This is a genomic window from Klebsiella sp. C360, from assembly GCF_048822415.1.
Lineage (GTDB): Bacteria > Pseudomonadota > Gammaproteobacteria > Enterobacterales > Enterobacteriaceae > Klebsiella > Klebsiella quasipneumoniae.
Map to the genome: position 1 here is coordinate 243,316 of NZ_JBMEZZ010000002.1, position 25,281 is coordinate 268,596.

General features: G+C 59.6%; 24 protein-coding genes. 20 read left to right on the top strand and 4 right to left on the bottom strand.

The window, feature by feature from the left end; all coding sequences use genetic code 11:
• Positions 1 to 49 precede the first annotated feature (49 nt).
• Positions 50 to 1,372, bottom strand: coding sequence for a long-chain fatty acid transporter FadL (fadL, locus tag ACOI7D_RS07260; protein WP_023290543.1), 1,323 nt, complete (start codon positions 1,370 to 1,372; stop codon positions 50 to 52).
• A gap of 373 nt (positions 1,373 to 1,745) precedes the next feature.
• Between fadL and ACOI7D_RS07265 the strand changes: the two genes are divergently transcribed.
• The 4 genes from ACOI7D_RS07265 to sixA all read left to right on the top strand — a co-directional run bounded on the left by ACOI7D_RS07265 (position 1,746) and on the right by sixA (position 6,338).
• On the top strand, positions 1,746 to 2,030 hold the full coding sequence (locus tag ACOI7D_RS07265; RefSeq protein WP_023290542.1) for a YfcZ/YiiS family protein: 285 nt from the start codon (positions 1,746 to 1,748) through the stop codon (positions 2,028 to 2,030).
• Between the two features lie 158 nt (positions 2,031 to 2,188).
• Complete coding sequence (fadI, locus tag ACOI7D_RS07270; RefSeq protein ID WP_048336257.1) at positions 2,189 to 3,499, top strand: acetyl-CoA C-acyltransferase FadI; 1,311 nt, start codon at positions 2,189 to 2,191, stop codon at positions 3,497 to 3,499.
• Entirely contained in the window at positions 3,499 to 5,643 is a 2,145-nt protein-coding gene (gene fadJ, locus ACOI7D_RS07275) for a fatty acid oxidation complex subunit alpha FadJ (RefSeq protein ID WP_109547081.1), read from the top strand. Before fadI ends, fadJ begins: the two co-directional genes overlap by 1 nt.
• Before the next feature lie 209 nt (positions 5,644 to 5,852).
• Entirely contained in the window at positions 5,853 to 6,338 is a 486-nt protein-coding gene (gene sixA, locus ACOI7D_RS07280; RefSeq protein ID WP_004201794.1) for a phosphohistidine phosphatase SixA, read from the top strand.
• An 18-nt stretch (positions 6,339 to 6,356) separates the two neighbouring features.
• Here the strand turns inward: sixA and smrB are convergent, their stop codons facing one another.
• Positions 6,357 to 6,908 (bottom strand): endonuclease SmrB, encoded by a 552-nt coding sequence (gene smrB / locus ACOI7D_RS07285; protein ID WP_004201792.1) that lies wholly within the window; start codon positions 6,906 to 6,908, stop codon positions 6,357 to 6,359.
• 167 nt (positions 6,909 to 7,075) lie between these two features.
• On the opposite strand from smrB, the gene prmB reads away from it, so the two are divergent.
• The 6 genes from prmB to ACOI7D_RS07315 are packed head-to-tail and all read left to right on the top strand — an operon-like array spanning position 7,076 to position 11,633.
• Entirely contained in the window at positions 7,076 to 8,008 is a 933-nt protein-coding gene (gene prmB, locus ACOI7D_RS07290) for a 50S ribosomal protein L3 N(5)-glutamine methyltransferase (RefSeq protein WP_023290538.1), read from the top strand.
• 42 nt (positions 8,009 to 8,050) lie between these two features.
• The gene (gene aroC / locus ACOI7D_RS07295; RefSeq protein WP_044524280.1) at positions 8,051 to 9,136 is read left to right on the top strand and encodes a chorismate synthase; all 1,086 of its coding nucleotides are present in this window, start codon (positions 8,051 to 8,053) and stop codon (positions 9,134 to 9,136) included.
• Between the two features lie 2 nt (positions 9,137 to 9,138).
• Positions 9,139 to 9,963, top strand: coding sequence for a penicillin-insensitive murein endopeptidase (gene mepA / locus ACOI7D_RS07300; protein ID WP_109547082.1), 825 nt, complete (start codon positions 9,139 to 9,141; stop codon positions 9,961 to 9,963).
• Positions 9,963 to 10,772 carry a sulfite exporter TauE/SafE family protein gene (locus tag ACOI7D_RS07305; protein ID WP_004201787.1) on the top strand — a complete coding sequence of 270 codons (810 nt, stop codon included), beginning with the start codon at positions 9,963 to 9,965 and terminating at the stop codon, positions 10,770 to 10,772. The genes mepA and ACOI7D_RS07305 overlap by 1 nt, the downstream gene beginning before the upstream one ends.
• Positions 10,772 to 11,320, top strand: coding sequence for an elongation factor P hydroxylase (locus tag ACOI7D_RS07310; protein WP_032453614.1), 549 nt, complete (start codon positions 10,772 to 10,774; stop codon positions 11,318 to 11,320). Before ACOI7D_RS07305 ends, ACOI7D_RS07310 begins: the two co-directional genes overlap by 1 nt.
• Before the next feature lie 31 nt (positions 11,321 to 11,351).
• Positions 11,352 to 11,633, top strand: a complete 282-nt coding sequence (locus ACOI7D_RS07315; protein ID WP_023290534.1) for a YfcL family protein — start codon at positions 11,352 to 11,354, stop codon at positions 11,631 to 11,633.
• A gap of 159 nt (positions 11,634 to 11,792) precedes the next feature.
• On the opposite strand, the gene mnmC is transcribed toward ACOI7D_RS07315, so the two are convergent.
• On the bottom strand, positions 11,793 to 13,781 hold the full coding sequence (gene mnmC / locus ACOI7D_RS07320; RefSeq protein ID WP_048336328.1) for a bifunctional tRNA (5-methylaminomethyl-2-thiouridine)(34)-methyltransferase MnmD/FAD-dependent 5-carboxymethylaminomethyl-2-thiouridine(34) oxidoreductase MnmC: 1,989 nt from the start codon (positions 13,779 to 13,781) through the stop codon (positions 11,793 to 11,795).
• A gap of 158 nt (positions 13,782 to 13,939) precedes the next feature.
• Here mnmC and fabB point away from each other — a divergent pair, with 158 nt between their 5' ends.
• Together fabB and ACOI7D_RS07330 are read left to right on the top strand one after the other, a co-directional pair.
• The gene (gene fabB / locus ACOI7D_RS07325; protein ID WP_002913291.1) at positions 13,940 to 15,160 is read left to right on the top strand and encodes a beta-ketoacyl-ACP synthase I; all 1,221 of its coding nucleotides are present in this window, start codon (positions 13,940 to 13,942) and stop codon (positions 15,158 to 15,160) included.
• Between the two features lie 209 nt (positions 15,161 to 15,369).
• Positions 15,370 to 16,545, top strand: coding sequence for an MFS transporter (locus tag ACOI7D_RS07330; protein WP_048336254.1), 1,176 nt, complete (start codon positions 15,370 to 15,372; stop codon positions 16,543 to 16,545).
• Between the two features lie 86 nt (positions 16,546 to 16,631).
• On the opposite strand, the gene flk is transcribed toward ACOI7D_RS07330, so the two are convergent.
• The gene (flk, locus tag ACOI7D_RS07335; protein ID WP_109547083.1) at positions 16,632 to 17,609 is read right to left on the bottom strand and encodes a flagella biosynthesis regulator Flk; all 978 of its coding nucleotides are present in this window, start codon (positions 17,607 to 17,609) and stop codon (positions 16,632 to 16,634) included.
• 110 nt (positions 17,610 to 17,719) lie between these two features.
• On the opposite strand from flk, the gene pdxB reads away from it, so the two are divergent.
• The 8 genes from pdxB to cvpA all read left to right on the top strand — a co-directional run bounded on the left by pdxB (position 17,720) and on the right by cvpA (position 25,274).
• Entirely contained in the window at positions 17,720 to 18,856 is a 1,137-nt protein-coding gene (gene pdxB, locus ACOI7D_RS07340) for a 4-phosphoerythronate dehydrogenase PdxB (protein WP_048297940.1), read from the top strand.
• 63 nt (positions 18,857 to 18,919) lie between these two features.
• Entirely contained in the window at positions 18,920 to 19,933 is a 1,014-nt protein-coding gene (locus tag ACOI7D_RS07345; protein WP_023290529.1) for an aspartate-semialdehyde dehydrogenase, read from the top strand.
• A complete protein-coding gene (gene truA / locus ACOI7D_RS07350) occupies positions 19,933 to 20,745 on the top strand; it encodes a tRNA pseudouridine(38-40) synthase TruA (RefSeq protein WP_032453605.1) in 813 nt (270 codons plus the stop codon). Before ACOI7D_RS07345 ends, truA begins: the two co-directional genes overlap by 1 nt.
• Before the next feature lie 26 nt (positions 20,746 to 20,771).
• Positions 20,772 to 21,431 carry a DedA family protein gene (locus ACOI7D_RS07355; RefSeq protein WP_002913221.1) on the top strand — a complete coding sequence of 220 codons (660 nt, stop codon included), beginning with the start codon at positions 20,772 to 20,774 and terminating at the stop codon, positions 21,429 to 21,431.
• A 186-nt stretch (positions 21,432 to 21,617) separates the two neighbouring features.
• The gene (gene accD, locus ACOI7D_RS07360) at positions 21,618 to 22,538 is read left to right on the top strand and encodes an acetyl-CoA carboxylase, carboxyltransferase subunit beta (RefSeq protein ID WP_004201773.1); all 921 of its coding nucleotides are present in this window, start codon (positions 21,618 to 21,620) and stop codon (positions 22,536 to 22,538) included.
• Between the two features lie 75 nt (positions 22,539 to 22,613).
• Positions 22,614 to 23,882: a bifunctional tetrahydrofolate synthase/dihydrofolate synthase gene (gene folC, locus ACOI7D_RS07365; RefSeq protein ID WP_023290525.1), complete on the top strand. Its 1,269-nt coding sequence runs from the start codon at positions 22,614 to 22,616 to the stop codon at positions 23,880 to 23,882.
• Positions 23,872 to 24,567, top strand: coding sequence for a cell division protein DedD (gene dedD / locus ACOI7D_RS07370; RefSeq protein WP_023290524.1), 696 nt, complete (start codon positions 23,872 to 23,874; stop codon positions 24,565 to 24,567). The genes folC and dedD overlap by 11 nt, the downstream gene beginning before the upstream one ends.
• Before the next feature lie 218 nt (positions 24,568 to 24,785).
• A complete protein-coding gene (cvpA, locus tag ACOI7D_RS07375; protein ID WP_023290523.1) occupies positions 24,786 to 25,274 on the top strand; it encodes a colicin V production protein in 489 nt (162 codons plus the stop codon).
• The last annotated feature ends 7 nt before the right edge of the window (positions 25,275 to 25,281 follow it).

Genomic DNA, 25,281 nt, shown 5'->3' on the forward strand with positions numbered 1-25,281 from the left:
AAAAAAAGGGTGAACATGATGTTCACCCTTTTTTGTTGCGCGCTGCTTATCAGAAGCGGTAGTTGAAGTTGGCGCCGTACAGCCAGGCGGTCCCTTCGGAGCGGAAGGTATACGGGCCTTCCTTGATTTCCACATGCTGCCCGTGCATATAGGAAATCCCGACGTCAACCGACGCATCCTTGTTGAACGCGTAGGTGGTACCCGCGCTCAGCCACAGGCGATCCTGGTCCGGAATGGAAATGGAGCGATTGTTGGCCGGTACCGGGCTGTCGTCGAAGGCGATACCGGTGCGGAAGGTCCAGTTATCGTCGTAATAATAGGTCGTCCCCAGCGCTACGCGGTAGGCGTCCTTAAAGCCTTCCTCTTTATAGAACAGCGTCTGGCCGTTGCTGCCGGTGGCTTTCAGCTCCTGGAACTGGCTCCAGCTGGTGTAGGTCAGACTATAGTGGACCGCCCACTGCGGCGCCACGCGGTTATAGCCCGACAGTTCCCACATTTCCGGCAGGTTAAGGGTCAGTGAACCGCCGGTGGTCTGGCCGTTAGTACCCGCCGGCAGACCGAAGTTGCCAAGGATCTGGTTATAGGCCGCTGGCAGACTGCTGCGATAGTTACCGTCGAAATCGATCTTGACCTCGGAACGGTAGGTTAAACCGTAGCGGTTGTTCTTATCCAGCTCATAGAGGATACCGGCGTTCCAGCCAAAGCCCCACGCATTGCCGTTAAGATGGGCGATCTGCGTGTCGGCTGGGATCTTCGCCACCTGGCCTGCCAGCGCCGGCGGCAGCGCGCCAGAGCCAGCGACAATCTGACCCAGATCGCCTGCATAGCGCTCGATCTTCGCCTTAGCGTAGACCGCATCGAAACCTAAGCCAAAGCTCCAGTTGCTGTCGAGGCGATAGGCGCCGCTCAGGTTGAAGTTAGCCGTAGTCAGGTCGGTTTTACCGCCCATGCTGCCGGCCGCATAATCATCGTTATACTCTGTTGCCAGGCCGTAGTTGGAGGTGATGGACGCCCCCCAACCGAACTGATCGTTAATCGGCGCGACAAAGTGGAAGTTGGGTACCCACGCTGTCGGGGCGATATTGTCCGCATTCAGGCTTTTGCCGGTGGGGGAAGTCCCGGAGACATTGACGCCCGGGTCGACAAAAACGGCGCCCGCCGACATAGTCGGACGGTCAAACATCATAATTAATGCCGGGTTACGACTGGCATTGCCTGCATCGTCTGCGATAGCCCCTTCACCGGAATAGGCCCGACCCAGCCCTGATGAAGAGAATTCGTTGAGCTGGAAGCCTGCTGACCAGGCCTGGGTGGAAACAAGTGCGACAGCCACTGCAAGGGCAGATTGGGTAAAGCGGGTTTTCTGGCTCATGCCCATAACCTCATTGAGTTATTTTTTTTTAAACTATGTTACATGCCGTAACAGAAGCGCGGAAGTGTAGGGTCTGCGGTACAACAGAGAAATCAGACCAGTGCGCTGAGTATAGGTCTGACCAGATGAGTTGTTGCAAGTTTGTTTATGAAGTTTTTCAATTGTGATAACAGAAACGCGATCCAGCTGGCAAAATTGTCGGGGGGAAGGCGACGGAGAAAAGGTGATTTTTGTTTTAGATCATTTTTAAGTGTGATTTCTGTCACTTAACGCCGTGATAGCGATTATCGGCTGGAGGCAAACCGGAGGGCGGGCGTAAAATAGGCACATTAATTGTCTGGCACCGCAGGTGCATATCCAGAGGAAATCTACGATGAGTAAATGTAGCGCTGATGAAACCCCGGTTTGCTGCTGTATGGATGTTGGGACCATTGTCGACAACACCGACTGCACCGCCTCATACAGCCGCGTATTCGCCAACCGCGCGGAAGCAGAGCAAATGCTCGCCGCGCTGAGCGAAAAAGCCCGCAGTGTGGAATCTGAACCGTGCAAAATTAATCCCGTCTTCGCCGACGTTGACGGCGGCGTAAAGCTGGATATCGATTTTGTGTTTAGCTGTGAAGCCGAATCCCTCATCTTCCAGCTGGGTCTGCGTTAATCCCTCCGCTTAGCGCCCCGTGAACGGGGCGTTATCTTTTCTGTTCAATGTGTTTTGGCTCTCAATTTTTCGCTTCCCCGATTGGCTTAATGTAAAAAATTAGTTAACAATGCTATCAGGTCAGACCACTTGGTTGTCTTGGTTAACAGGGGAGAGTTATGAGTCAGGCATTACCGCTTATCACCCGTCAGGGCGATCGCATTGCCATTGTCACAGGGTTACGCACGCCGTTTGCGCGTCAGGCGACGGCATTTCATGGCGTTCCTGCCGTTGATTTAGGAAAAATGGTGGTTGGCGAAATGCTGGCGCGCAGCGACATTCCTGTGGAAGCCATTGAGCAACTGGTCTTCGGTCAGGTCGTGCAGATGCCGGAGGCGCCGAATATCGCCCGGGAAATTGTGCTCGGTACCGGAATGAGCGTGCACACCGACGCCTACAGCGTCAGTCGCGCCTGCGCCACCAGCTTCCAGGCCGTGGCGAATGTCGCTGAAAGCCTGATGGCCGGCACCATCCGCGCCGGTATCGCCGGCGGTGCCGATTCCTCCTCTGTGCTGCCTGTCGGCGTCAGCAAAACGCTGGCCCGCGCGCTGGTCGATGCGAACAAAGCCCGCACGCTGAGCCAGAAACTGAAGCTGTTTTCCCGCCTGCGGCCGCGCGACCTGCTACCGGTCCCCCCGGCGGTGGCGGAATATTCAACCGGCTTACGGATGGGCGATACCGCCGAACAGATGGCGAAAAGCTGGGGGATCAGCCGGGAACAACAGGATGCGCTGGCGCATCGTTCACATCAGCTGGCGGCTAAAGCCTGGGAAGAGGGAAAGCTGTCCGCGGAGGTGATGACCGCCTATGCGCCCCCCTTCCGCCAGCCGCTGGAGCAGGACAACAACATCCGTAAAAATTCAACCCTCGCAGATTACCAAAAGTTACGCCCGGCCTTCGACCGTAAACATGGCACCGTTACCGCCGCCAACAGCACGCCGCTGACGGATGGCGCGGCGGCGGTGATCCTGATGACCGAGTCGCGGGCCAAAGAGCTGGGTCTGACGCCGCTGGGTTATCTGCGCAGCTATGCCTTTACCGCCATCGACGTCTGGCAGGATATGCTGCTGGGGCCCGCATGGTCCACGCCGCTGGCGCTGGAGCGCGCTGGCCTGACGCTGGCGGATCTCACGCTTATCGATATGCATGAAGCTTTCGCCGCGCAGACGCTGGCCAATCTTCAGTGTCTGGCAAGCGACCGCTTTGCCCGCGAGGTGCTGGGCCGCGCGCAAGCCACCGGTGAGGTGGATGAGAGTAAATTTAACGTCCTCGGCGGCTCTATCGCCTACGGTCATCCCTTTGCCGCCACCGGCGCGCGGATGATCACCCAGACGCTGCATGAGCTGCGGCGACGGGGAGGGGGATTTGGTCTGGTGACGGCCTGCGCGGCAGGCGGTCTGGGCGCGGCGATGATTGTGGAGGCTGAATAATGGATACGGTTTCCGCTTTTAAGCTTGAGGTCCGTGCGGACAACATCGCGGTGATTACCATCGATGCCCCGGGTGAAAAAATGAATACCCTGAAGGCCGAGTTCGGCAATCAGGTGCGGGGACTGATACGCCAGATACGCGACGATAAGTCGGTGCGCGGCGTGGTATTTATCTCCGCCAAAGCCGATAACTTTATCGCCGGCGCAGATATCAACATGATTGCCCGCTGCCGCAGCGCGCAGGAGGCGGAAGCGCTGGCGCGCCAGGGGCAGCAGATTATGGCCGAGATCCATGGCTTGTCGATTCCGGTCATTGCCGCCATCCATGGCGCTTGTCTGGGCGGCGGACTGGAGCTGGCGCTGGCCTGCCATGGCCGCATTTGTAGCGATGACGAAAAAACCCGACTCGGGTTGCCGGAGGTACAGCTTGGCCTGCTGCCGGGTTCCGGCGGGACGCAGCGTTTACCGCGGCTGATCGGCGTCAGCACGGCGCTGGATATGATGCTCACCGGCAGGCAGTTACGGCCGCGCCAGGCGCTGAAGGCCGGTCTGGTGGACGAGGTGGTTCCGCAGACAATTTTACTGCAGGCGGCGGTGGAGCTGGCGCTGAAGGGGCGCCCGGCCAGCCGCGAGGTGCCTGTTCGCGAACGCGTGCTGGCGGGCCCCCTGGGTCGCCATCTGTTATTCCAGTACGTCGGCAAGCAAACGCAGCGCAAGACCCAGGGCAACTACCCGGCGGTGAAGCGAATTTTGCAGGTCGTCGAGAATGGTCTGGCCCATGGCTGCAGCAGCGGTTACGCCGAAGAGGCCCGCGCGTTTGGCGAACTGGCGATGACCCCGCAGTCGCAGGCGCTGCGATCGATCTTCTTTGCCAGTACCGATCTGAAAAAAGACCGTGGCGCTGAGGCGGAACCCGCTCCGCTGAGAAGCGTTGCCGTCCTGGGCGGCGGCCTGATGGGTGGGGGGATCGCCTATGTGACTGCCTGTAAAGGCGGACTGCCGGTGCGAATCAAAGATATTCAGCCGGGCGGGATCAACCACGCCTTAAAGTACAGCTGGGATCTGCTGAACAAACAGGTTCGCCAGCGTCGACTGCGCCCCAGCGAGCGCGATCGTCAACTGGCGCTGATCACAGGCACTACCGACTATCAGGGCTTTACCCATCGCGACGTGGTGATTGAGGCGGTATTCGAGGACCTGGCGCTGAAACAGCGGATGGTCAGTGAAGTGGAGCAAAACGGCGGGCCGCAGACTATCTTTGCCTCGAATACCTCGTCGTTACCGATAGGCGATATAGCCGCCCATGCCAGCCACCCTGAGCGGGTGATCGGCCTGCACTTTTTCAGCCCGGTGGAGAAAATGCCGCTGGTTGAGGTGATCCCGCATAAGGGAACCGATCCGCAGACCATCGCCACGGTGGTGCAACTGGCTAAACGTCAGGGGAAAACGCCGATCGTGGTGGCGGACAAAGCGGGCTTCTATGTGAACCGCATCCTCGCGCCTTATATAAATGAAGCGATGCGCCTGCTGGTGGAGGGAGAACCGGTTGAGGTGATTGATAAGGCGCTGGTGAAATTCGGCTTCCCGGTGGGACCGATTCAACTGCTGGATGAAGTGGGTATCGATACCGGCACCAAAATTATTCCCGTGCTGGAGAATGCCTTTGGAGAGCGTTTCAGCCCGCCTGCAAACATCATTGACGCGATTTTGAAGGACGATCGCAAAGGTAGAAAAAATAATCGTGGTTTCTATCTTTATGAGACAAAAGGGCGTAAAAGCAAAAAACGGCCCGACCCGGCAGTCTATCCGCTGCTGGGCATCGACCGCCCCCAGTCGCGGTTGTCCGCGCAGCAGGTGGCGGAGCGCTGTGTGATGATGATGCTTAACGAGGCGGCGCGCTGCTTTGATGAGCAGATTATCCGTAGCGCGCGCGATGGTGATATCGGCGCCGTATTTGGTATAGGGTTTCCGCCATTTCTTGGCGGCCCGTTCCGGTATATGGATACTATCGGCGCGGGTGAAGTTGCCGCGATCCTGCAGCGCCTGGCCGCCCAGTACGGCCCACGTTTTACACCCTGTGACACTTTATTACGCATGGCCGAACAGGGGACCACCTTTTGGCCAGCGGATGAACGGATGACCTAAGTTATGGTCAAAGAAGGTAAATCCGGCTGCGGATGACGCTGTTGATTGGCTGTTTTGTAAACAATCATTGACTATACTTACGCCATTGAGGTAAAAAACAGCGTTTCATTCGTTGAATGGATCAGGCACAATGCCCGGCCACCGGGTCACCTGCGTATTGTCTTCGCAGGCCAAACTACGGTGCTTCTGGTTAACAAAAGCGGTGCAATATGCAAGTTTTTATTATGCGTCACGGCGACGCTGCCCTCGATGCAGCCAGCGACTCGGTTCGTCCATTAACCGTATGCGGTTGTGATGAGTCTCGTCAGATGGCAACCTGGCTGAAAGGTCAAAAAGTGGATATTGAGCGCGTTCTTGTCAGTCCCTATCTGCGTGCGGAACAGACGCTGGATATTGTTGGGGAGTGCATGAACCTGCCGAAACATGTCGACGTGATGCCGGAACTCACGCCGTGCGGCGATGTGGGAATGGTGAGCGCCTATCTGCAGGCGCTGGCAAATGAAGGCGTGGCGACGGCGCTGGTCGTCTCCCACCTGCCGCTGGTGGGGTACCTGGTCTCAGAGCTGTGCCCGGGGGAAACGCCCCCGATGTTCACCACCTCGGCTATCGCCTGCGTTAATCTGGACGCCGACGGCAAGGGTGAATACCTCTGGCAGAAAAGCCCCTGCAATCTCAAGATGGCCAACGCCATCTGACGACCCCGGAGCTCGCCGTCAAGGCAGCTCCGGCGGTTGCCACTCCTCGACCTCAATCAGAATCAGCAGTGCGGCGTCACCGCCGTACTCTTTTGGCGCCTGATGAAAAGCCATGATGTGCGGATGCTGCGCCAGCCACAGCGGGGTTTGCTGTTTGAGAATGTGCTTACCGTGCCCGTGCATCACGCAGGCGCAAAACACATGCTCGCGGCGGCAGGCGGCAATCAGCGCGCCCAGTTCCTGTTTGGCCTGCTGCTGGGTGAGCCCATGCAGATCGAGAAACAGTTCCGGCGAATAATCCCCACGGCGCAGCTTTTTCAGCTCAAAATGGCTGACGTCGGCGCGGACATATTTTGTCGAGCCTTCGGTATTCAGTAACGGCTGAAACTCATCGGAAAAATAGTGGCTGTTGTCGGCCTGTTCCTGCAGCAGACGCTTAGGGGCAACCTCGGTGATTTTCTTGCGCTGCGGGCGATGAACGATGGTGTCCTGTTTGATCTTCCGCGTGCCGGTCATCAGCTGACGGAACAGCGCCTGATCCTCCTCGCTAAGCGATGTCTTCTTTTTCATTGTCCGCTCTCATTAATACTTTGCGCTAGTTTACCCGACTCAATATCCCTTCGGGCAAGGAAAACCTGTTTTTTCCCCCGCCACCCCACGCAAGAATGCTGATTTATCGCCGTCTTCATGGCACACTAGCCGCCGAATTTATAGCAGAGTGTGCCCTGGAGGATGTCGTGGATAAAATTTTTGTTGATGAGGCAGTCAATGAGCTGCATACCATTCAGGACATGCTGCGCTGGGCGGTAAGCCGTTTCAGCGCTGCTAATATCTGGTACGGTCACGGGACTGACAACCCATGGGACGAGGCGGTACAGCTGGTGCTGCCTTCGCTGTATCTGCCGCTGGATATTCCGGAAGATATGCGCACTGCGCGCCTGACCTCCAGCGAGAAACACCGCATTGTAGAGCGGGTGATTCGCCGCGTGAACGAGCGTATTCCCGTCGCCTATCTGACCAACAAAGCGTGGTTCTGCGGCCATGAGTTTTACGTCGATGAGCGAGTGCTGGTGCCGCGCTCCCCGATCGGCGAACTGATCAATAACCAGTTTGCCGGGCTGATTACCCATAAGCCGCAGCATATCCTTGATATGTGCACCGGCAGCGGCTGCATCGCCATTGCCTGCGCCTATGCCTTCCCGGAAGCCGAAGTCGACGCCGTGGATATCTCCCCGGACGCGCTGGCCGTCGCCGAGCACAATGTGGAATCCCATGGCCTGATCCATCACGTGACGCCGATCCGTTCCGACCTGTTCCGCGACCTGCCGAAGCTACAGTACGATCTGATCGTCACTAATCCGCCGTATGTCGATGAAGAGGACATGGCCGATCTGCCGGAAGAGTATGAGCATGAGCCGGTTCTGGGTCTGGCCTCCGGAAGCGATGGCCTGAAGCTGACGCGCCGCATCCTCGGCAATGCGCCGGATTATCTCAGCGATGACGGGATTCTGATTTGTGAAGTCGGTAACAGCATGGTACATCTGATGGAGCAGTATCCGGACGTGCCGTTTACCTGGCTTGAGTTTGATAACGGCGGCGACGGCGTCTTTATGCTGACCAAACAGCAGCTGATTGACGCTCGCGCGCACTTCGGTATTTATAAAGACTAAAAAAAACAACACGCCAACATAACGACAAAGAATGGAGCCGTGATGGCAGGAAATACAATTGGACAACTCTTTCGCGTCACCACCTTCGGCGAGTCGCACGGCCTGGCGCTGGGCTGCATCGTTGACGGCGTGCCGCCGGGCATTCCGCTGACCGAAGCCGATCTGCAGCACGACCTCGATCGTCGTCGCCCGGGTACCTCGCGTTACACCACGCAGCGTCGCGAGCCGGATCAGGTCAAAATCCTCTCCGGCGTCTTCGAAGGCGTCACCACCGGGACCAGTATCGGGCTGCTGATTGAGAACACCGATCAGCGCTCGCAGGATTACGGCGCGATCAAAGATCTGTTCCGTCCTGGCCATGCGGATTACACCTACGAGCAAAAGTATGGTCTGCGCGACTATCGCGGCGGCGGTCGCTCCTCCGCCCGCGAAACCGCGATGCGCGTGGCGGCCGGGGCGATTGCCAAAAAATTCCTCGCCGCGAAGTTCGGCATCGTCATTCGCGGCTGCCTGACGCAGATGGGCGACATTCCGCTGGCTATTAAAGACTGGGATCAGGTTGAACAGAATCCTTTCTTCTGCCCGGACCCGGAGAAAATCGACGCTCTCGATGAACTGATGCGCGGTCTGAAAAAAGAGGGCGACTCCATTGGCGCCAAAGTGACCGTCGTCGCCGACGGCGTACCACCGGGCCTTGGCGAGCCGGTCTTTGACCGCCTTGACGCCGATATCGCCCACGCGCTGATGAGCATCAACGCCGTGAAAGGCGTGGAGATTGGCGACGGTTTCGACGTGGTGAAGCTGCGCGGCAGCGAAAACCGCGATGAGATCACCAAAGCCGGATTCCAGAGCAACCACGCCGGCGGCATTCTTGGCGGCATCAGCAGCGGTCAGCAGATCGTTGCCAACATCGCGCTGAAGCCGACCTCCAGTATTACCGTTCCCGGTCATACCATTAACCGCTTTGGCGAAGAGGTGGAGATGATCACCAAAGGGCGTCACGATCCGTGCGTCGGCATACGCGCCGTACCGATCGCTGAGGCGATGCTGGCGATTGTCTTAATGGATCACTTTATGCGTCAGCGCGCGCAGAATGGCGACGTGACGACGACAATTCCACGCTGGTAACCATGAAAAACACCGTTATCGCCCTGCTGGCGCTGCTGGCCAGCGCCGGCAGCCTGGCCGCCACGCCATGGCAGAAGATATCCCAGCCAATCGGCGGCAGCGCGCAGTCGATTGGCGCGTTCTCCAATGGCTGTATCGTTGGCGCCGAGGCGCTGCCGCTGAACGCCGCCGGCTATCAGGTGATGCGTACCGATCAGCGTCGCTACTTCGGTCATCCGGATCTGCTTCAGTTTATTCAGCGCCTGAGCAATCAGGTGCACAATAAAGGCATGGGGACCGTGCTGATTGGCGACATGGGGATGCCGGCAGGCGGCCGCTTTAACGGCGGCCACGCCAGCCATCAGACGGGCCTCGATGTCGATATCTTCCTCCAGCTGCCGCAGACGCGCTGGACATCGTCCCAGTTGCTGAAGCCGCAGGCCCTGGATCTGGTCGCCAGCGATGGCAAACGCGTGGTGCCGTCGCTGTGGAGTCCGCAAATCAGCCAGCTGATCAAGCTGGCGGCGGAAGATAGCGAAGTGACCCGCATCTTCGTCAACCCGGCGATTAAACAGCAGCTGTGTCTGGATGCGGGCAACGACCGCCAGTGGCTGCGCAAAGTTCGTCCCTGGTTCCAGCATCGCGCCCATATGCACGTCCGTCTGCGCTGCCCGGCGGGCAGCCTGGAGTGCGAAGATCAGGCGCCGCCGCCGGCCGGCGATGGCTGCGGTGCGGAGCTGCAGAGCTGGTTTGAGCCACCTAAACCCGGGTCTACCCCACCTGTGAAGAAGACGCCGCCGCCGTTGCCGCCTTCCTGCCAGGCGCTACTGGATGAGCATGTGCTGTAATGGATAGTTTTATCGAGTTGTTTTCCGTATCGCCGCTGGTGCTGGTGGTGCTTTTCTTTGTCGCCATCCTGGCCGGTTTTATTGACTCACTGGCCGGGGGCGGGGGCTTACTGACCGTGCCGGCGCTAATGGCCGCCGGTATGCCGCCGGCCCAGGCGCTGGCGACCAATAAGCTGCAGGCCTGCGGCGGATCGCTGTCGGCGACCCTCTATTTTGTCCGCCGCAAGGTGGTCAATCTCGCCGATCAGAAGCTGAATATTCTGATGACCTTTATCGGTTCAACCGCCGGCGCGCTGCTGGTTCAGCACGTGCAGTCCGATATTCTTAAGCAGATCCTGCCATTGCTGGTGATCGGCATCGGTCTCTATTTTCTGCTGATGCCGAAACTGGGCGAAGCGGACCGACAGCGTCGGCTCTACGGCCTGCCGTTTGCGCTGGTCGCCGGCGGCAGCGTCGGGTTTTACGATGGCTTTTTCGGCCCCGGCGCCGGTTCGTTTTATGCGCTGGCGTTTGTCACCCTGGCAGGGTTTAACCTGGCGAAGTCGACGGCCCACGCCAAACTGCTCAACGCCACCTCGAACGTCGGCGGCCTGCTGCTGTTTATTATCGGCGGAAAGGTTATCTGGGCCACCGGCTTTGTGATGATGGCCGGCCAGTTTATTGGCGCCCGCGCCGGCTCCCGGCTGGTGCTGAGCAAAGGGCAATCGCTGATCCGACCGATGATCGTTATCGTTTCGGCGGTGATGAGCGCGAAACTTCTCTACGACAGCCACGGGGCTGAGATTTTGCAGTGGTTGGGAATTCATTAATGCAACAGCAACACCATTATCAGCAGCTTATTGACCTCTTCGACAGCTGCTTTGCCGCAGATTTTAATACTCGCCTGGTGAAAGGCGACGATGAGCCGATCTACCTCCCGGCGGACGATGACACGCCATATCACCGTATCGTCTTCGCGCACGGTTTTTTTGCCAGCGCTCTGCATGAGATCTCCCACTGGTGCATCGCCGGCAAAGCCCGCCGCGAGCTGGTGGATTTTGGCTACTGGTACTGTCCGGACGGCCGCGATGCGATGACACAAAGCCAGTTTGAGGACGTGGAGGTGAAACCGCAGGCCCTGGAGTGGCTGTTCTGCGTGGCGGCGGGATTTCCGTTTAACGTCAGCTGCGACAATCTGGAAGGTGACGTTGAACCCGATCGCATCGCCTTTCAGCGCCGGGTACATGCCCGGGTGATGACTCTGCTTGAACAAGGGATCCCCGAACGTCCGGCGCGTCTTATTCGCGCATTACAACACTATTATCAAACGCCGCCATTGACGGCAGAACACTTTCCGTGGCCGGAAGACCTGCACTAAGGCCACACATTACATGACAAGAGGTAAGATGATGATCGCGGAGTTTGAATCACGCATTCTGGCGCTGATTGACAACATGGTAGACCACGCCAGTGATGATGAACTGTTTGCCGGCGGTTATCTGCGCGGCCACCTGACGCTGGCGGTGGCTGAGCTGGAAGGTGAGGGCGAACATTCAGCGGAAGCGGTACACAGCAAAGTCAGCCATAGCCTGGAGAAAGCCATCGGCGCTGGCGAACTGTCGCCGCCGGACCAAATTCTGGTGCAGGGCATGTGGGAAAACCTGTATCAGCAGGCGAAAAATCAGGCCTGATCCATGATGTAGGTCGGATAAGCGTAGCGCCATCCGACACGCTAACGGCGCAACCAGGATTTACCCTGTTTGCGCTGTGCTTCGCCGGGCTACCGTGTTGGTCGCCCGGACGAGGCCGGGAATGTCGCGCTTCCCAGGGATTTTTCTCCCCTTGCGCTGTTACTTCACCGCTTTTCCCTTCAGCAGTTTTCTCACCCATAGCCGATTCGGATTCAGCGCCGCCAGGGTGCCGCTATCCAGCGGCAGCGGTTCTGCGCTCATCTGCGCCGCCAGCAGCTCAGCGCTTAACGGCGCGGTGCAAATGCCTCGCGATCCGAGGGCGCCAAGCATAAACAGGTTATGAAAGACCGGCGCGCTACCGGCGTTATCCTGCCGTTCGTGGAGGCTGGCGTATTGCGTCAATGTCGCCGCATAGTCCGGCACGTTGCCGACCATCGGCAGATGATCGCGGGTGGCGCAGCGCACGCCGCAGCGGGCGTCACTGGCGCTAATATCCACGTCCTGCGGCCACTCCGCGCCCGGGAAGCAGTCGATCAGCCGTTGCCGGTTGTGCTGCTGATCTTCTTCGCTGAAGGTGGTGTCGGTTTTGCCGCGATGGTAGCTGGCGCCAATGCAGTGCTGCTGATTTTGCGGATTCTGCGGCGTCAGGTAGCCGTCGTAGCACAGCACCTGGCGCAGGGCGGAAAGCCGCGGGGTGGTGGGTATATGGCTGACCTGGCCGCCAACGGGGTAGACCGGCAACGGCGCGGTTTGCGCAAAATCCGATATGCGGTGGCCGTTGGCCAGCACGACCGCCTGATGATAGCGCTGCCGGTTGAGCAGCCAGCCATCGCCCTCCGCGCTCAACGTCTCGACCTGATAACCATAATGCACGTGCAGTCCGCGAGTCGCCGCCAGCGCCAGCAGCTCGGCGGTGAGCTGCTGCGGGCACAGCCAACCGCCGGCTGGATAGGTTATGCCGCCGCAGCCGGTCTCGACGCCGGTCAGCTCCGCAGCCTGCTCCGCCGTCACCGCGCAGGCAATATCAGGGGGCAGCTCCAGGGCCAGCATCTGATTGATTTTGTGTGCGCTTTTTTCATCCCAGCCAAGCTGGGTGACCCCGCACCATTGATGATCGAACAGCACCGGCAACGCGTCGTAGGTGCGGCGGGCGAAGGTAAAGGCGGCCGGGAAAAAGCGCGCCAGCGCCGGATCGTGCTGGCTTAACAGCGGGTAGAGCGCGCCCTGGCGATTACCGGAGGCGCCCTGCGCCGGGGCGTCGTCCGCACAGTAAAGGGTCACCTGCCAGCCGCGACGCAGCAGCGCCAGGGAGAGCAGGGCGCTGGCGATACCGCCGCCGACGATGGCCGCCTCGCGGGCCTCGCTCCCGGGGCGGGCGAACCAGGGCGCGCGCGCCGGAAAGGTCAGCGTTTGCGCCATCTCGCCGGTCAGCATCTCCCGTTTGCGGCCGAAGCCTTTGGTTTTACGCAGGGTAAACCCGGCTTCCTGGAGGCCGCGGCGGACAAAACCGGCGGAGGTAAAAGTGGCCAGCGTCCCGCCGGGACGCGCCAGGCGCGCCATGGCATTGAACAGATCCTGGGTCCACATGTCGGGATTTTTCGCCGGGGCAAAGCCGTCGAGAAACCAGGCGTCCACCTGCTGATTCAGCGAATCATCCAGCTCTCTGGTCAGCTCGTTGATATCGCCAAACCACAGATCGAGCGTGACCCGTCCGCCGTCGAGCAGCAGACGATGGCATCCGGCGAAGGCCGAAGGCCACTGCGCCTGCAGCTGTTCCGCCCATGGAGCCAGCTCTGGCCAGCGCTGGTGCGCCAGGCGGAGATCTTCCGCCTTCAGCGGATATTTCTCAAAACTGATGAAATGTAACCTTTGCAGGGTAACGTCCGGGTTATCGCGAACAAAAACGTCAAACGCCTGCCAGAGGGTGAGGAAATTGAGCCCGGTGCCGAAGCCGCTCTCCGCGACGATCAACAGCGGGCGAGGGTGGCTGGAGAAGCGCTCCGGCAGATGATTTCCGCCGAGAAAGACGTAGCGTGTCTCTTCCAGACCGTTGTCATTGGAAAAGTAAACATCGTCAAAATCTCGGGAAACAGGTGTACCCTCAGCATTGAATTCCAGGTTGGCGGGTTGTATAGCGTTTTGTTTCACGTAAGTTACTCGAATCACAAGGCGTAGCGCGATCTTAGCGATGTGTGCCTGAGGGCGCAAATTTATACACAAAATGTCTGATCGGACTTGTTCGGCGTACAAGTGTACGCTATCGTGCGACACGAAACTTAAAATAGTGCGACTTACAGAGGTATTTAATGAAACGTGCAGTGATTACTGGCTTGGGCATCGTTTCCAGCATCGGTAATAACCAGCAGGAAGTCCTGGCATCTCTGCGTGAAGGACGTTCAGGGATCACTTTCTCTCAGGAGCTGAAAGATTCAGGGATGCGCAGCCACGTATGGGGCAACGTCAAACTGGATACCACTGGCCTCATTGACCGCAAAGTAGTGCGCTTCATGAGCGACGCCTCCATCTATGCTTACCTGTCCATGGAACAGGCCGTTGCCGACGCAGGTCTGGCGCCGGAAGCATACCAGAATAACCCGCGTGTCGGCCTGATCGCAGGCTCCGGCGGCGGCTCCCCGAAATTCCAGGTCTTCGGCGCCGATGCCATGCGCAGCCCGCGTGGTCTGAAAGCCGTGGGTCCGTATGTGGTCACCAAAGCGATGGCTTCCGGCGTTTCCGCCTGCCTCGCCACGCCGTTTAAAATCCACGGCGTTAACTACTCCATCAGCTCCGCCTGCGCCACTTCCGCACACTGCATCGGTAACGCGGTAGAGCAGATCCAGCTGGGCAAACAGGATATCGTCTTTGCCGGCGGCGGCGAAGAGCTGTGCTGGGAAATGGCCTGCGAGTTCGACGCCATGGGCGCGCTGTCCACCAAATACAACGACACGCCGGAAAAAGCCTCCCGCACCTATGACGCCAACCGTGACGGCTTCGTTATCGCCGGCGGCGGCGGTATGGTCGTGGTGGAAGAGCTGGAACACGCCCTGGCGCGCGGCGCGCACATCTATGCGGAAATCGTCGGCTACGGCGCAACCTCCGATGGCGCAGACATGGTAGCCCCATCAGGTGAAGGCGCAGTGCGCTGCATGCAGATGGCGATGCACGGCGTTGATACCCCGATCGACTACCTGAATTCCCACGGTACTTCCACGCCGGTCGGCGACGTGAAAGAGCTGGGCGCGATCCGCGAAGTGTTCGGCGACAACAGCCCGGCTATCTCGGCGACCAAAGCAATGACCGGGCACTCGCTGGGCGCTGCTGGCGTGCAGGAAGCTATCTACTCCCTGCTGATGCTGGAGCACGGCTTTATCGCGCCGAGCATCAACGTCGAAGAGCTGGACGAGCAGGCTGCCGGTCTGAACATCGTCACCAAACCGACTGACGCTAAGCTGACCACTGTGATGTCCAACAGCTTCGGCTTTGGCGGCACCAACGCCACGCTGGTGATGCGTAAATACAACGCCTAATCGGCACGCGATGCACTGAGGGGAGCCACCAGCTCCCCTTTTTTGTCATCTTGACAGGGTAAGAGCCCGCAGTCACACTGCTGGCGGATCCATTAGTCTCTCCACTAATGCGTAAGCGTTTAACGTCAACCAACGCGCCTTAACCCTGATAGTCAGGTGGAGGGGGCGTGTCGCTTTGCTCGCCTTACTCTGCGAATCTGGAGTAATGCATGTCCGCAGTCACTGAAACAACATCTCATTCTTCCGCGAATTTTTCGCTTTTTCGCATTACGCTCGCCGTCTTTTTGACCTATATGACCGTCGGTTTGCCGCTGCCGGTGATCCCGCTGTTTGTCCATCAGGAGCTGGGATTGGGTAACACCATGGTCGGCGTAGCGGTGGGGATCCAGTTCCTCGCCACCGTTCTTACCCGCGGCTACGCCGGGCGCCTGGCAGACCAGTACGGCGCCAAACGCTCCGTCCTGCAAGGGATGCTGGCCTGCGCCCTGGCCGGCGCGGCCTGGCTGGCCGCTGCGCTGCTGCCGCTGCCGGTGTTCGCGAAGCTGGGCCTGTTGCTGCTGGGCCGCCTGATCCTCGGGTTTGGCGAAAGCCAGCTGCTGACCGGCAACCTGAGCTGGGGGATGGGGCTGGTGGGGCCGGCCCGCTCAGGCAAAGTGATGTCATGGAACGGCATGGCGATGTACGGCTCGCTGGCAGTGGGCGCCCCGCTGGGATTGTTAATTTACAGCCACTTTGGCGTGGCGGTCCTGGCCTGCGTCACCATGGGACTACCGCTTGTCGCCTTGCTCATCAACGGCACGGTGCGCAAAGTGGCGGCGCACGGCGGCGAGCGGCCTTCACTGTGGAGCGTCATCGGCATGATCTGGCGGCCGGGTATTGGCCTGGGCCTGCAGGGCGTCGGCTTTGCGGCGATCGGCACCTTCGTCTCTCTCTATTTTGCCAGTCAGAACTGGCCGATGGCCGGATTTACCCTGACGGCGTTTGGCGGCGCCTTTGTGCTGATGCGGGTGCTGTTTGGCTGGATGCCGGATCGGTTTGGCGGCGTTAAAGTGGCGATGGTCTCGCTGCTGATAGAGGCGGTCGGTCTGACGCTGCTGGGACTGGCGCCCGGCGTCTGGGTGGCGCTGGCCGGCGCGGCGCTGACCGGATGCGGCTGTTCGCTTATTTTCCCGTCGCTTGGCGTGGAGGTGGTGAAGCGCGTCCCGGCGCAGGTGCGCGGCACTGCGCTCGGCGGCTATGCGGCCTTTCAGGATATCTCTTATGGCCTGACCGGGCCGCTGACCGGTCTGCTGGCCACTTCGCTGGGCTACTCGTCGGTATTCCTTGCCGGCGCCCTCTGCGCGGCGCTGGGGATCCTCGTCACCCTCATCTCATTTCGCCGCTAGGTTGTTGTCAGACCAGAAACCGCCGTAGTAAACACTGCGGCGTTTGGCATCAAAGGGTGCCGTGAACGCCGCCAGTGCCTGCTGGGCTACAGCAGGAGCCACAGCACCAGGAGCAGGACAACCGCGCCCAGCGCCAGCTGCCAAGGCTTAGCGGCCCATGCCCGCCGGGGCGCGGGCTCCTCCTGCGGGATCGCCAGCGTCTCCTGGGCGCGGGCCACCCGCAGCACAAACACCTTATTCAGCAGCGCCAGGATCTGCGCCGGGCTCAGCGTGGTCTGCGGCGTGACCTGCCAGTTGCGACGGGCAAAGTCGACAATCTTCTGCCACTCCGCGGCCTCCAGCGGCTGCTTGAGCGCCCCCTGCAGCGAGGTAAGCGTGGGCGCGCTTTGCGCGCTGAGCGTCTGCCGCGCCTGCAGCCAGTACGAAAGCGGCGTGAAGTGCGTCGCCGGGATCAGCTCCCCGGACTTGACGCCGCAAAGTTCCAGCATGGACTGCCAAATCAGTTTGCTCGGTTCGCCGGTGGCGGCCGCCAGCTTAGTCACCAGCTGATTGAGCGTGTTGTGCTCGGCCGGCAGCAGTGGACGAAGGGTCGGCGGGCGCTGCTGCGGCTGCGGGATCGACAGCTGACCACGCTGCAGCAGATGCAGAATGTTCTCCAGTTGCGACTGGCTGAGGGCATGCAGCGCCGTTTGCCCATAATGCTGACGAATATAATCGCTCACCGCCTGGCGGTTATTGCCCTGGCCGAGCAGATCGCTGAGCTGCGCCAGGGTCTGGCGATGATGATGATTGTCCTGCGCGGCGGCCAGGCGCTGGTTGAGACTGGCCTCGGCGGCGCTGAAATGGCGGGCCAGCAGGGGCGTGTCGCCTTTCAGTCCGAGGTCATGTTTGACGCAGGCCCACACTTCCGCATTCTGCTGCGAGGTCAGCGCCACCAGGCGCGTGATCAGTCGCTCCAGGACGGTGCGTTGCTGCATGGAAAGCGAAGGTTCGCCGGTGGCGGCAGTGCCTGATGGGCCTCGCCCTGGAGGACGGTCTGGCATATCTGCAAGGGGGTGCGTCATGATTCATCCTTTCGATATCGCGGTGCTGGAACCAGGTGATGAGTATGCCTGGCGGCCAGATTATGGCACACTTCCCCGGTTAACTCTCGTTCTCAGACAGGTACTGAACTGTGAAAATCCTCGTTGATGAAAATATGCCCTATGCCCGTGAGCTTTTTAGCCGTTTAGGCGACGTGCAGGCGATCCCGGGCCGCCCGGTCCCGGCCGATGCCCTGACCGATGCGGATGCCTTAATGGTGCGCTCGGTCACCCGGGTCAATGAAGCATTGCTTGCCGGCAAGGCCATCAGGTTCGTCGGCACCGCGACCGCAGGCACCGATCATGTCGATCAGGCGTGGCTGCAGCAGGCGGGGATTGGTTTCTCCGCGGCGCCAGGCTGCAACGCCATTGCGGTGGTGGAGTATGTCTTTTCATCGCTGCTGATGCTGGCCGAACGTGACGGCTTCTCGCTGCGCGATCGCACCGTCGGGATTGTCGGCGTCGGTAACGTCGGCGGGCGACTGCAAAAGCGTCTGGAGGCGCTGGGCATCAAAACTCTGCTCTGCGATCCGCCGCGCGCTGACCGCGGCGACGAAGGCGACTTCCGCTCCCTTGACGATCTGGTCCAGCAGGCCGATGTCCTCACCTTCCATACCCCGCTGTATAAAGAAGGACAATATAAAACGTTGCATCTGGCGGATGAGGCGCTGATTAGCCGCCTGAAGCCCGGAACGATTTTGATCAACGCCTGCCGCGGGCCGGTGGTGGATAACGCCGCGTTGCTGAAACGCCTGGAAGCCGGTCAGTCCCTGAGCGTGGTGCTGGACGTTTGGGAGCCGGAGCCGGATCTCAACATAGCGCTTCTCAAGCGGGTGGATATCGGCACGGCGCATATCGCCGGCTACACCCTTGAAGGGAAGGCGCGCGGGACGACGCAGGTATTCGAAGCCTATAGCGCCTTTATCGGTCATCCGCAGCAGGTGGCGCTGGATACCCTGCTGCCGGCCCCGGAGTTTGGCCGCATCACCCTGCATGGCCCGCTCGATCAGCCGACGCTGAAAAGACTGGTTCATTTGGTGTATGATGTGCGCCGCGATGATGCGCCGCTGCGGAAGGTGGCGGGCGTCGCCGGTGAATTCGACAAGCTGCGTAAAAATTATCAGGAACGTCGCGAATGGTCTTCGCTGTACGTGCAGTGCAGCGATGAGCAGGCGGCGACGCTGTTGCGCCAGCTCGGTTTTAACGCCGTGCATCATCCTGTTCGTTAATGTCTTCTTAATGCCCCTGCCGGATACTCCGGCAGGGCCGCTTTATTTCTGGAGTAAACCACCATGTCTGAAGGCTGGAATATTGCCGTACTGGGCGCAACGGGCGCCGTAGGCGAAGCCCTGCTCGAAACTCTCGCTGAACGCCAGTTCCCGGTGGGGGAGATTTTTGCTCTGGCGCGCAACGAAAGCGCGGGCGAACATCTGCGTTTTGGTGGCAAGTCGGTGATCGTCAAGGACGCCGCCGAGTTTGACTGGACCCAGGCCCAGCTGGCTTTCTTTGCCGCAGGCGTCGAAGCCAGCGCAGCGTATGTCGAAGATGCGACAAACGCCGGATGTCTGGTTATCGATCTCAGCGGCCTGTTTGCGCTGGAGCCGGACGTACCGCTGGTGGTGCCGGACGTGAACCCGTTCGTGTTAGGCGATTACCGCAACCGCAATCTGATTGCGGTGCCCAATAGTTTGACCAGCCAGCTGCTGACGGCGCTGAAGCCGCTTATCGATCAGGGTGGACTGTCGCGCATTAGCGTCACTAACCTGCTCTCCGCCTCTGGGCAGGGGAAAAAAGCGGTGGATGCGCTGGCAGGGCAGAGCGCCAAGCTGCTGAACGGCATCCCCATCGATGAAGACGATTTCTTTGGCCGCCAGCTGGCCTTCAACATGCTGCCGCTGCTGCCGGATCGTGAAGGTAGCGTGCGCGAAGAGCGCCGTATCGTCGATGAAGCGCGCAAAATTCTTCAGGATGACGGGCTGATGATCTCCGCCAGCGTCGTCCAGTCGCCGGTCTTCTACGGCCATGCGCAGATGGTGAACTTTGAAGCGATGCGTCCGCTGGCGGCGGAGGAGGCGCGTGACGCCTTTACCCGCGGCGAGGAGATCGAACTTTCTGAAGAGGGCGAATTTCCCACTCAGGTTGGCGACGCTTCCGGCAACGCCCGTCTCTCCATCGGCTGCGTGCATAATGATTACGGCATGCCGGAGCAAGTCCAGTTCTGGTCGGTGGCGGATAACGTCCGCTTCGGCGGCGCGCTGATGGCGGTGAAGATCGCCGAGAAGTTGATTGAGGAGTACCTGTACTGATGTCTGAGATGGAGCAACAGCCGGTCTGTAAAATCGCGCTGGGCATCGAGTACGACGGTAGCAAATATTACGGCTGGCAGCGGCAAAACGAAGTACGCAGCGTGCAGGAGAAGCTGGAAAAGGCGCTCTCGCAGGTGGCGAACGAACCCATTACCGTCTTTTGCGCTGGCCGCACCGACGCCGGTGTCCATGGCACCGGCCAGGTGGTGCATTTCGAAACCCGGGCGCAGCGTAAAGATGCCGCCTGGACGCTGGGGGTAAATGCGAATTTACCTGGTGACATCGCGGTGCGTTGGGTCAAACATGTCCCGGCGGATTTTCACGCCCGGTTCAGCGCCACGGCGCGCCGCTATCGTTACGTCATCTATAATCATCGCCTGCGTCCGGCGGTATTAAGTCAGGGCGTCACGCATTTTCACCAGCCGCTCGACGCCGCGCGCATGCAGCGTGCCGCACAGTGTCTGCTGGGGGAGAATGACTTTACCTCGTTTCGCGCGGTGCAGTGCCAGTCGCGTACCCCGTGGCGCAACGTAATGCACATTAACGTTACCCGCTACGGCGCTTATGTGGTGGTGGATATCAAAGCGAATGCCTTTGTACATCATATGGTCAGGAATATTGTGGGCAGCCTGATGGAAATCGGGGCCGGAAACCAGCCGGAGAGCTGGATGGCAGAACTGCTGGCAGCAAAAGACAGGACGCTCGCTGCGGCAACGGCAAAAGCGGAAGGGTTGTATCTGGTGTCGGTGGATTACCCGGCCCATTATGATTTACCGGTGCTGCCAATGGGCCCGCTGTTTCTGGCGGACTAATAGGGTCATTAAGGGTAAAGACAAACATGGACTTGATTCACTTTTTAATTGATTTCATCCTGCATATTGATGTGCACCTGGCCGAGCTGGTCGCCCAGTATGGCGTCTGGGTTTATGCCATTCTGTTTTTGATTCTGTTCTGCGAAACCGGGCTGGTGGTAACGCCGTTCCTGCCGGGGGATTCCCTGCTGTTCGTCGCGGGCGCGCTCTCGGCCCTGCCCACCAACGATCTGAATGTCCACCTGATGGTATTGCTGATGGTCATCGCGGCTATCGTCGGCGATGCGGTCAACTACACCATTGGCCGGCTGTTCGGCGAAAAGCTGTTCAGCAACCCGAACTCGAAGATTTTCCGTCGCAGCTATCTGGATAAAACCCATAGCTTCTACGAACGTCACGGCGGAAAAACCATTATCCTGGCGCGCTTTGTGCCGATAGTCCGAACCTTCGCGCCGTTTGTGGCGGGAATGGGGCATATGTCCTATCGTCATTTTGCGGCCTATAACGTCGTCGGGGCGCTGCTGTGGGTGCTGCTGTTCACCTACGCCGGTTATCTGTTTGGCGATCTGCCGGTGGTGCAGGAGAACCTGAAGCTGCTGATCGTGGCGATCATCGTGCTTTCCGTCCTGCCGGGTGTGATTGAGATTATTCGCCATAAGCGGGCGGCGGCGAAGCAGGCGAAGTAGTTTAGCCTGCGTTGCGCGTGACGGTGCACGAGCGTCACGCGCAGCGGTTTGACCACTTTTTTATCCCATGTTCCGGGATGATATGATTTAATGTGCAACATTCATGGTCTGTAAGAGGCAAAAATGGCATTATGCGCCCCTTACGACAAAACTGGCATCGACCAGGTTCAGGCAGAAAGGTTATCAATGAGCTGGATTGAACGAATTAAAAGCAACATCACTCCCACCCGCAAGGCGAGCATTCCTGAGGGTGTATGGACCAAGTGCGACAGCTGCGGTCAGGTACTCTACCGCGCCGAGCTGGAGCGCAACCTGGAGGTTTGTCCTAAGTGCGATCACCATATGCGCATGTCGGCGCGTAATCGCCTGCATAGCCTGTTGGATGAAGGTTCCCTGGTGGAACTGGGTAGCGAACTTGAGCCAAAAGATGTGCTGAAGTTCCGCGATTCAAAAAAATACAAAGACCGCCTGGCGTCCGCTCAAAAAGAGACGGGCGAAAAAGACGCGCTGGTGGTGATGAAAGGTACGCTCTACGCGATGCCGGTGGTGGCCGCGGCCTTTGAATTCTCCTTTATGGGGGGATCGATGGGTTCCGTCGTTGGCGCACGCTTTGTGCGCGCGGTGGAGCAGGCGCTGGAAGATAACTGCCCGCTGATCTGCTTCTCCGCCTCCGGTGGCGCCCGTATGCAGGAAGCGCTGATGTCGCTGATGCAGATGGCGAAAACCTCCGCGGCGCTGGCAAAAATGCAGGAGCGCGGATTACCGTACATCTCTGTGCTGACCGACCCGACCATGGGCGGCGTATCGGCGAGCTTTGCGATGCTGGGCGACCTGAACATTGCCGAGCCGAAAGCGCTGATCGGCTTTGCCGGTCCTCGCGTCATTGAGCAGACCGTACGTGAGAAGCTGCCGCCGGGATTCCAGCGCAGTGAGTTCCTGATTGAAAAAGGGGCGATCGATATGATCGTTCGCCGTCCGGAAATGCGTCTCAAGCTGGCCAGCATTCTGGCGAAGCTGATGAACCTGCCGGCGCCGGTTGCCGCTTCGGAAACGCCTCATGAAGGCGTGGTGGTGCCGCCGGCACCGGATCAGGAACCCGAGGCCTGATAAAGCAGAGGGCAGGGCCTGGCGGCGCTGCCCTTTTTTATTCAAACGCGTTAACCGTCAATTCTTGCGGGCATCATGGAAAAAGATCCTATTCCTCAGGCCACGTCGCCCCTGGCTACGTGGCTTTCTTATCTGGAACATCTGCACAGTAAAACCATCGACCTGGGGCTGGCGCGCGTCAGCGAGGTCGCGCGGCAGATGGATATCGTCAAACCGGCGCCGTTCGTCTTTACGGTCGCGGGCACCAATGGCAAAGGAACCACCTGCCGCACGCTGGAAACGGTCCTGATGGCGGCCGGCTATAAAGTGGGGGTTTACAGCTCTCCGCATCTGGTGCGCTACACCGAACGCGTGCGCATCCAGGGCGCGGAACTGCCGGAGGCAGCGCATACGGCCTCGTTTGCGGAGATTGAAGCGGCGCGGGGCGACATCTCGCTGACCTATTTTGAGTACGGCACGCTCTCTGCGCTATGGTTGTTTAAGCAGGCGCAGCTGGATGTGGTGATCCTGGAAGTGGGCCTCGGTGGCCGTCTCGACGCCACCAATATCGTGGATGCCGACGTCGCCGTGGTCACCAGCATCGCCCTCGATCATACCGACTGGCTGGGACCGGATCGCGACAGTATCGGCCGGGAGAAAGCCGGTATCTTCCGTGCCGGTAAACCGGCGGTGGTAGGGGAGCCGGATATGCCGCACACCATTGCTGAAGTGGCGCGCGAGAAGGGCGCGCTGCTCCAGCGCCGCGGCGTCGACTGGCGCTATGAGGTGGAAGGCGAGACATGGTCCTTCCGCGACGCGGGCGGGGCGTTAAGCCGCCTGCCTCTGCCTCAGGTGCCGTTGCCGAATGCCGCCACGGCCGTGGCGGCGCTGCGCGCCAGCGGCCTTGCCGTGGATGACGCTATCCTGCGCGCGGGGATCCGCGACGCGATGCTGCCGGGACGCTTTCAGATTATCAGCGACGCCCCGCGGGTGATCCTCGATGTGGCGCATAACCCGCACGCGGCGGCTTATCTCGCCGGGCGTCTCAAAACGTTAGCGAAAACGGGACGCGTGCTGGCGGTTATTGGTATGCTGCATGATAAGGACATCGCCGGTACGCTGGCCAATCTGACGCCGGAAGTTGACGTCTGGTACTGCGCGCCGCTGGAGGGTCCGCGCGGGGCGACGGCGGAGCAGCTGGTGGAACATTTGCGTGGCGGCACAGTCTATAGCAGCGTGGCGCAGGCATGGCGCGCGGCCATGGCTGACGCTCAAGCGGAAGATACAGTGCTGGTGTGTGGTTCATTTCACACGGTAGCGCAGGTAATGGAAGAGATTGACGCGGGGAGAATCGGTGGCGAGTAAGTTTCAGAACCGTTTAGTCGGGACAATCGTGCTGGTGGCGCTGGGGGTGATTATCCTGCCAGGGCTGCTGGACGGGCAGAAAAAGCATTATCAGGATGAGTTTGCCGCGATCCCGCTGGTGCCGAAACCCGGCGATCGCGATGAACCTGATATGCTGCCGGCGGCGACTCAGGCGCTGCCTTCGCAGCCGCCGGAAGGGGCGGCGGAGGAGGTGCGGGCTGGCGATGCCGCTGCGCCATCGTTAGATCCGTCGCGTATCCCGGTGAACAGCAACAGCTTCGATGACGTTCAGGAGCCGGTGGTTGCCGCGAAACCGCAGCCTAAACCCCAGCCGAAGCCGCAGCCGAAGCCGCAACAGCAGGCTGCTACGCCTACCCCTCCGCCGGCTAAGCCTCAGCAGCAGCAACCACCGCAGCAGCAGGCGGCCCTGCCGGCACCGACCGGCAAGGCCTATGTGGTCCAGCTGGGCGCGTTGAAGAACGCCGATAAGGTGAACGAGATCGTCGGTAAGCTACGGGCATCGGGCTTCAAAGTCTATACGTCGCCTTCGACGCCGGTACAGGGTAAAATTACCCGTATCCTCGTCGGCCCGGATGCGTCAAAAGACAAGCTGAAGGGCCAGTTGGGCGATCTGCAACAGATCTCCGGGCTCAGCGGGGTGGTGATGGGCTTCACCCCGAACTGATGGTTTTTTTCCGCCATGCGGAGAGAACGCGGCGGGGCTAAACGCCCCGCAAACCCTGTCTCAGCCGCCCTGAAGAGGCGAAAGGCAGTCTGGCGTTGAATGTTTTTTCAGCGCCATTTTTATTTCTGTAGGGCAAGGAAATCCCTACGCAAACGTTTTCTTTTTCTGTTAGAATGCGCCCCGAACTGGACGACAGGGCGTAAAATCGTGGGACGTATATGGTCTGGATTGATTACGCCATTATGGCGGTGCTGGGTCTTTCTTGCCTGGTCAGCCTGATCCGCGGCTTCGTTCGCGAAGCTTTATCGTTAGTCACGTGGGGTTGCGCGTTTTATGTCGCCAGCCACTACTACGCTGACCTGTCTGTCTGGTTTACGGGCTTTGAGGATGAACGGGTTCGAAATGGGATTGCTATTGCGGCGCTGTTTATCGTGACGCTCATCGTTGGCGCTATCGTGAACTATGTGATAGGCCAGCTGGTGGAGAAGACCGGTTTGTCAGGTACCGACAGGGTATTGGGGATCTGCTTCGGCGCGCTACGTGGGGTGCTGATCATCGCCGCTATCCTGTTCTTCCTTGACACCTTTACCGGGATGGCGAAGAGCGATGACTGGCAGCAGTCGCAGTTTATTCCCTATTTTACCCCCGTCATCAGATGGTTTTTTGAATACCTGCAAAGCTCGTCAAGTTTCTTGCCTAAAGTATAGACTTTGG

Excerpts from the sequence above, each read along its gene's own strand:
- fadL (WP_023290543.1), bottom strand. The coding sequence starts at position 1,372 with ATGAGCCAGAAAACCCGCTTTACCCAATCTGCCCTTGCAGTGGCTGTC.
- ACOI7D_RS07265 (WP_023290542.1), top strand. The coding sequence starts at position 1,746 with ATGAGTAAATGTAGCGCTGATGAAACCCCGGTTTGCTGCTGTATGGAT.
- fadI (WP_048336257.1), top strand. The coding sequence starts at position 2,189 with ATGAGTCAGGCATTACCGCTTATCACCCGTCAGGGCGATCGCATTGCC.
- fadJ (WP_109547081.1), top strand. The coding sequence starts at position 3,499 with ATGGATACGGTTTCCGCTTTTAAGCTTGAGGTCCGTGCGGACAACATC.
- sixA (WP_004201794.1), top strand. The coding sequence starts at position 5,853 with ATGCAAGTTTTTATTATGCGTCACGGCGACGCTGCCCTCGATGCAGCC.
- smrB (WP_004201792.1), bottom strand. The coding sequence starts at position 6,908 with ATGAAAAAGAAGACATCGCTTAGCGAGGAGGATCAGGCGCTGTTCCGT.
- aroC (WP_044524280.1), top strand. The coding sequence starts at position 8,051 with ATGGCAGGAAATACAATTGGACAACTCTTTCGCGTCACCACCTTCGGC.
- mepA (WP_109547082.1), top strand. The coding sequence starts at position 9,139 with ATGAAAAACACCGTTATCGCCCTGCTGGCGCTGCTGGCCAGCGCCGGC.
- ACOI7D_RS07305 (WP_004201787.1), top strand. The coding sequence starts at position 9,963 with ATGGATAGTTTTATCGAGTTGTTTTCCGTATCGCCGCTGGTGCTGGTG.
- ACOI7D_RS07310 (WP_032453614.1), top strand. The coding sequence starts at position 10,772 with ATGCAACAGCAACACCATTATCAGCAGCTTATTGACCTCTTCGACAGC.
- ACOI7D_RS07315 (WP_023290534.1), top strand. The coding sequence starts at position 11,352 with ATGATCGCGGAGTTTGAATCACGCATTCTGGCGCTGATTGACAACATG.
- fabB (WP_002913291.1), top strand. The coding sequence starts at position 13,940 with ATGAAACGTGCAGTGATTACTGGCTTGGGCATCGTTTCCAGCATCGGT.
- ACOI7D_RS07330 (WP_048336254.1), top strand. The coding sequence starts at position 15,370 with ATGTCCGCAGTCACTGAAACAACATCTCATTCTTCCGCGAATTTTTCG.
- flk (WP_109547083.1), bottom strand. The coding sequence starts at position 17,609 with ATGACGCACCCCCTTGCAGATATGCCAGACCGTCCTCCAGGGCGAGGC.
- ACOI7D_RS07345 (WP_023290529.1), top strand. The coding sequence starts at position 18,920 with ATGTCTGAAGGCTGGAATATTGCCGTACTGGGCGCAACGGGCGCCGTA.
- truA (WP_032453605.1), top strand. The coding sequence starts at position 19,933 with ATGTCTGAGATGGAGCAACAGCCGGTCTGTAAAATCGCGCTGGGCATC.
- ACOI7D_RS07355 (WP_002913221.1), top strand. The coding sequence starts at position 20,772 with ATGGACTTGATTCACTTTTTAATTGATTTCATCCTGCATATTGATGTG.
- accD (WP_004201773.1), top strand. The coding sequence starts at position 21,618 with ATGAGCTGGATTGAACGAATTAAAAGCAACATCACTCCCACCCGCAAG.
- folC (WP_023290525.1), top strand. The coding sequence starts at position 22,614 with ATGGAAAAAGATCCTATTCCTCAGGCCACGTCGCCCCTGGCTACGTGG.
- cvpA (WP_023290523.1), top strand. The coding sequence starts at position 24,786 with ATGGTCTGGATTGATTACGCCATTATGGCGGTGCTGGGTCTTTCTTGC.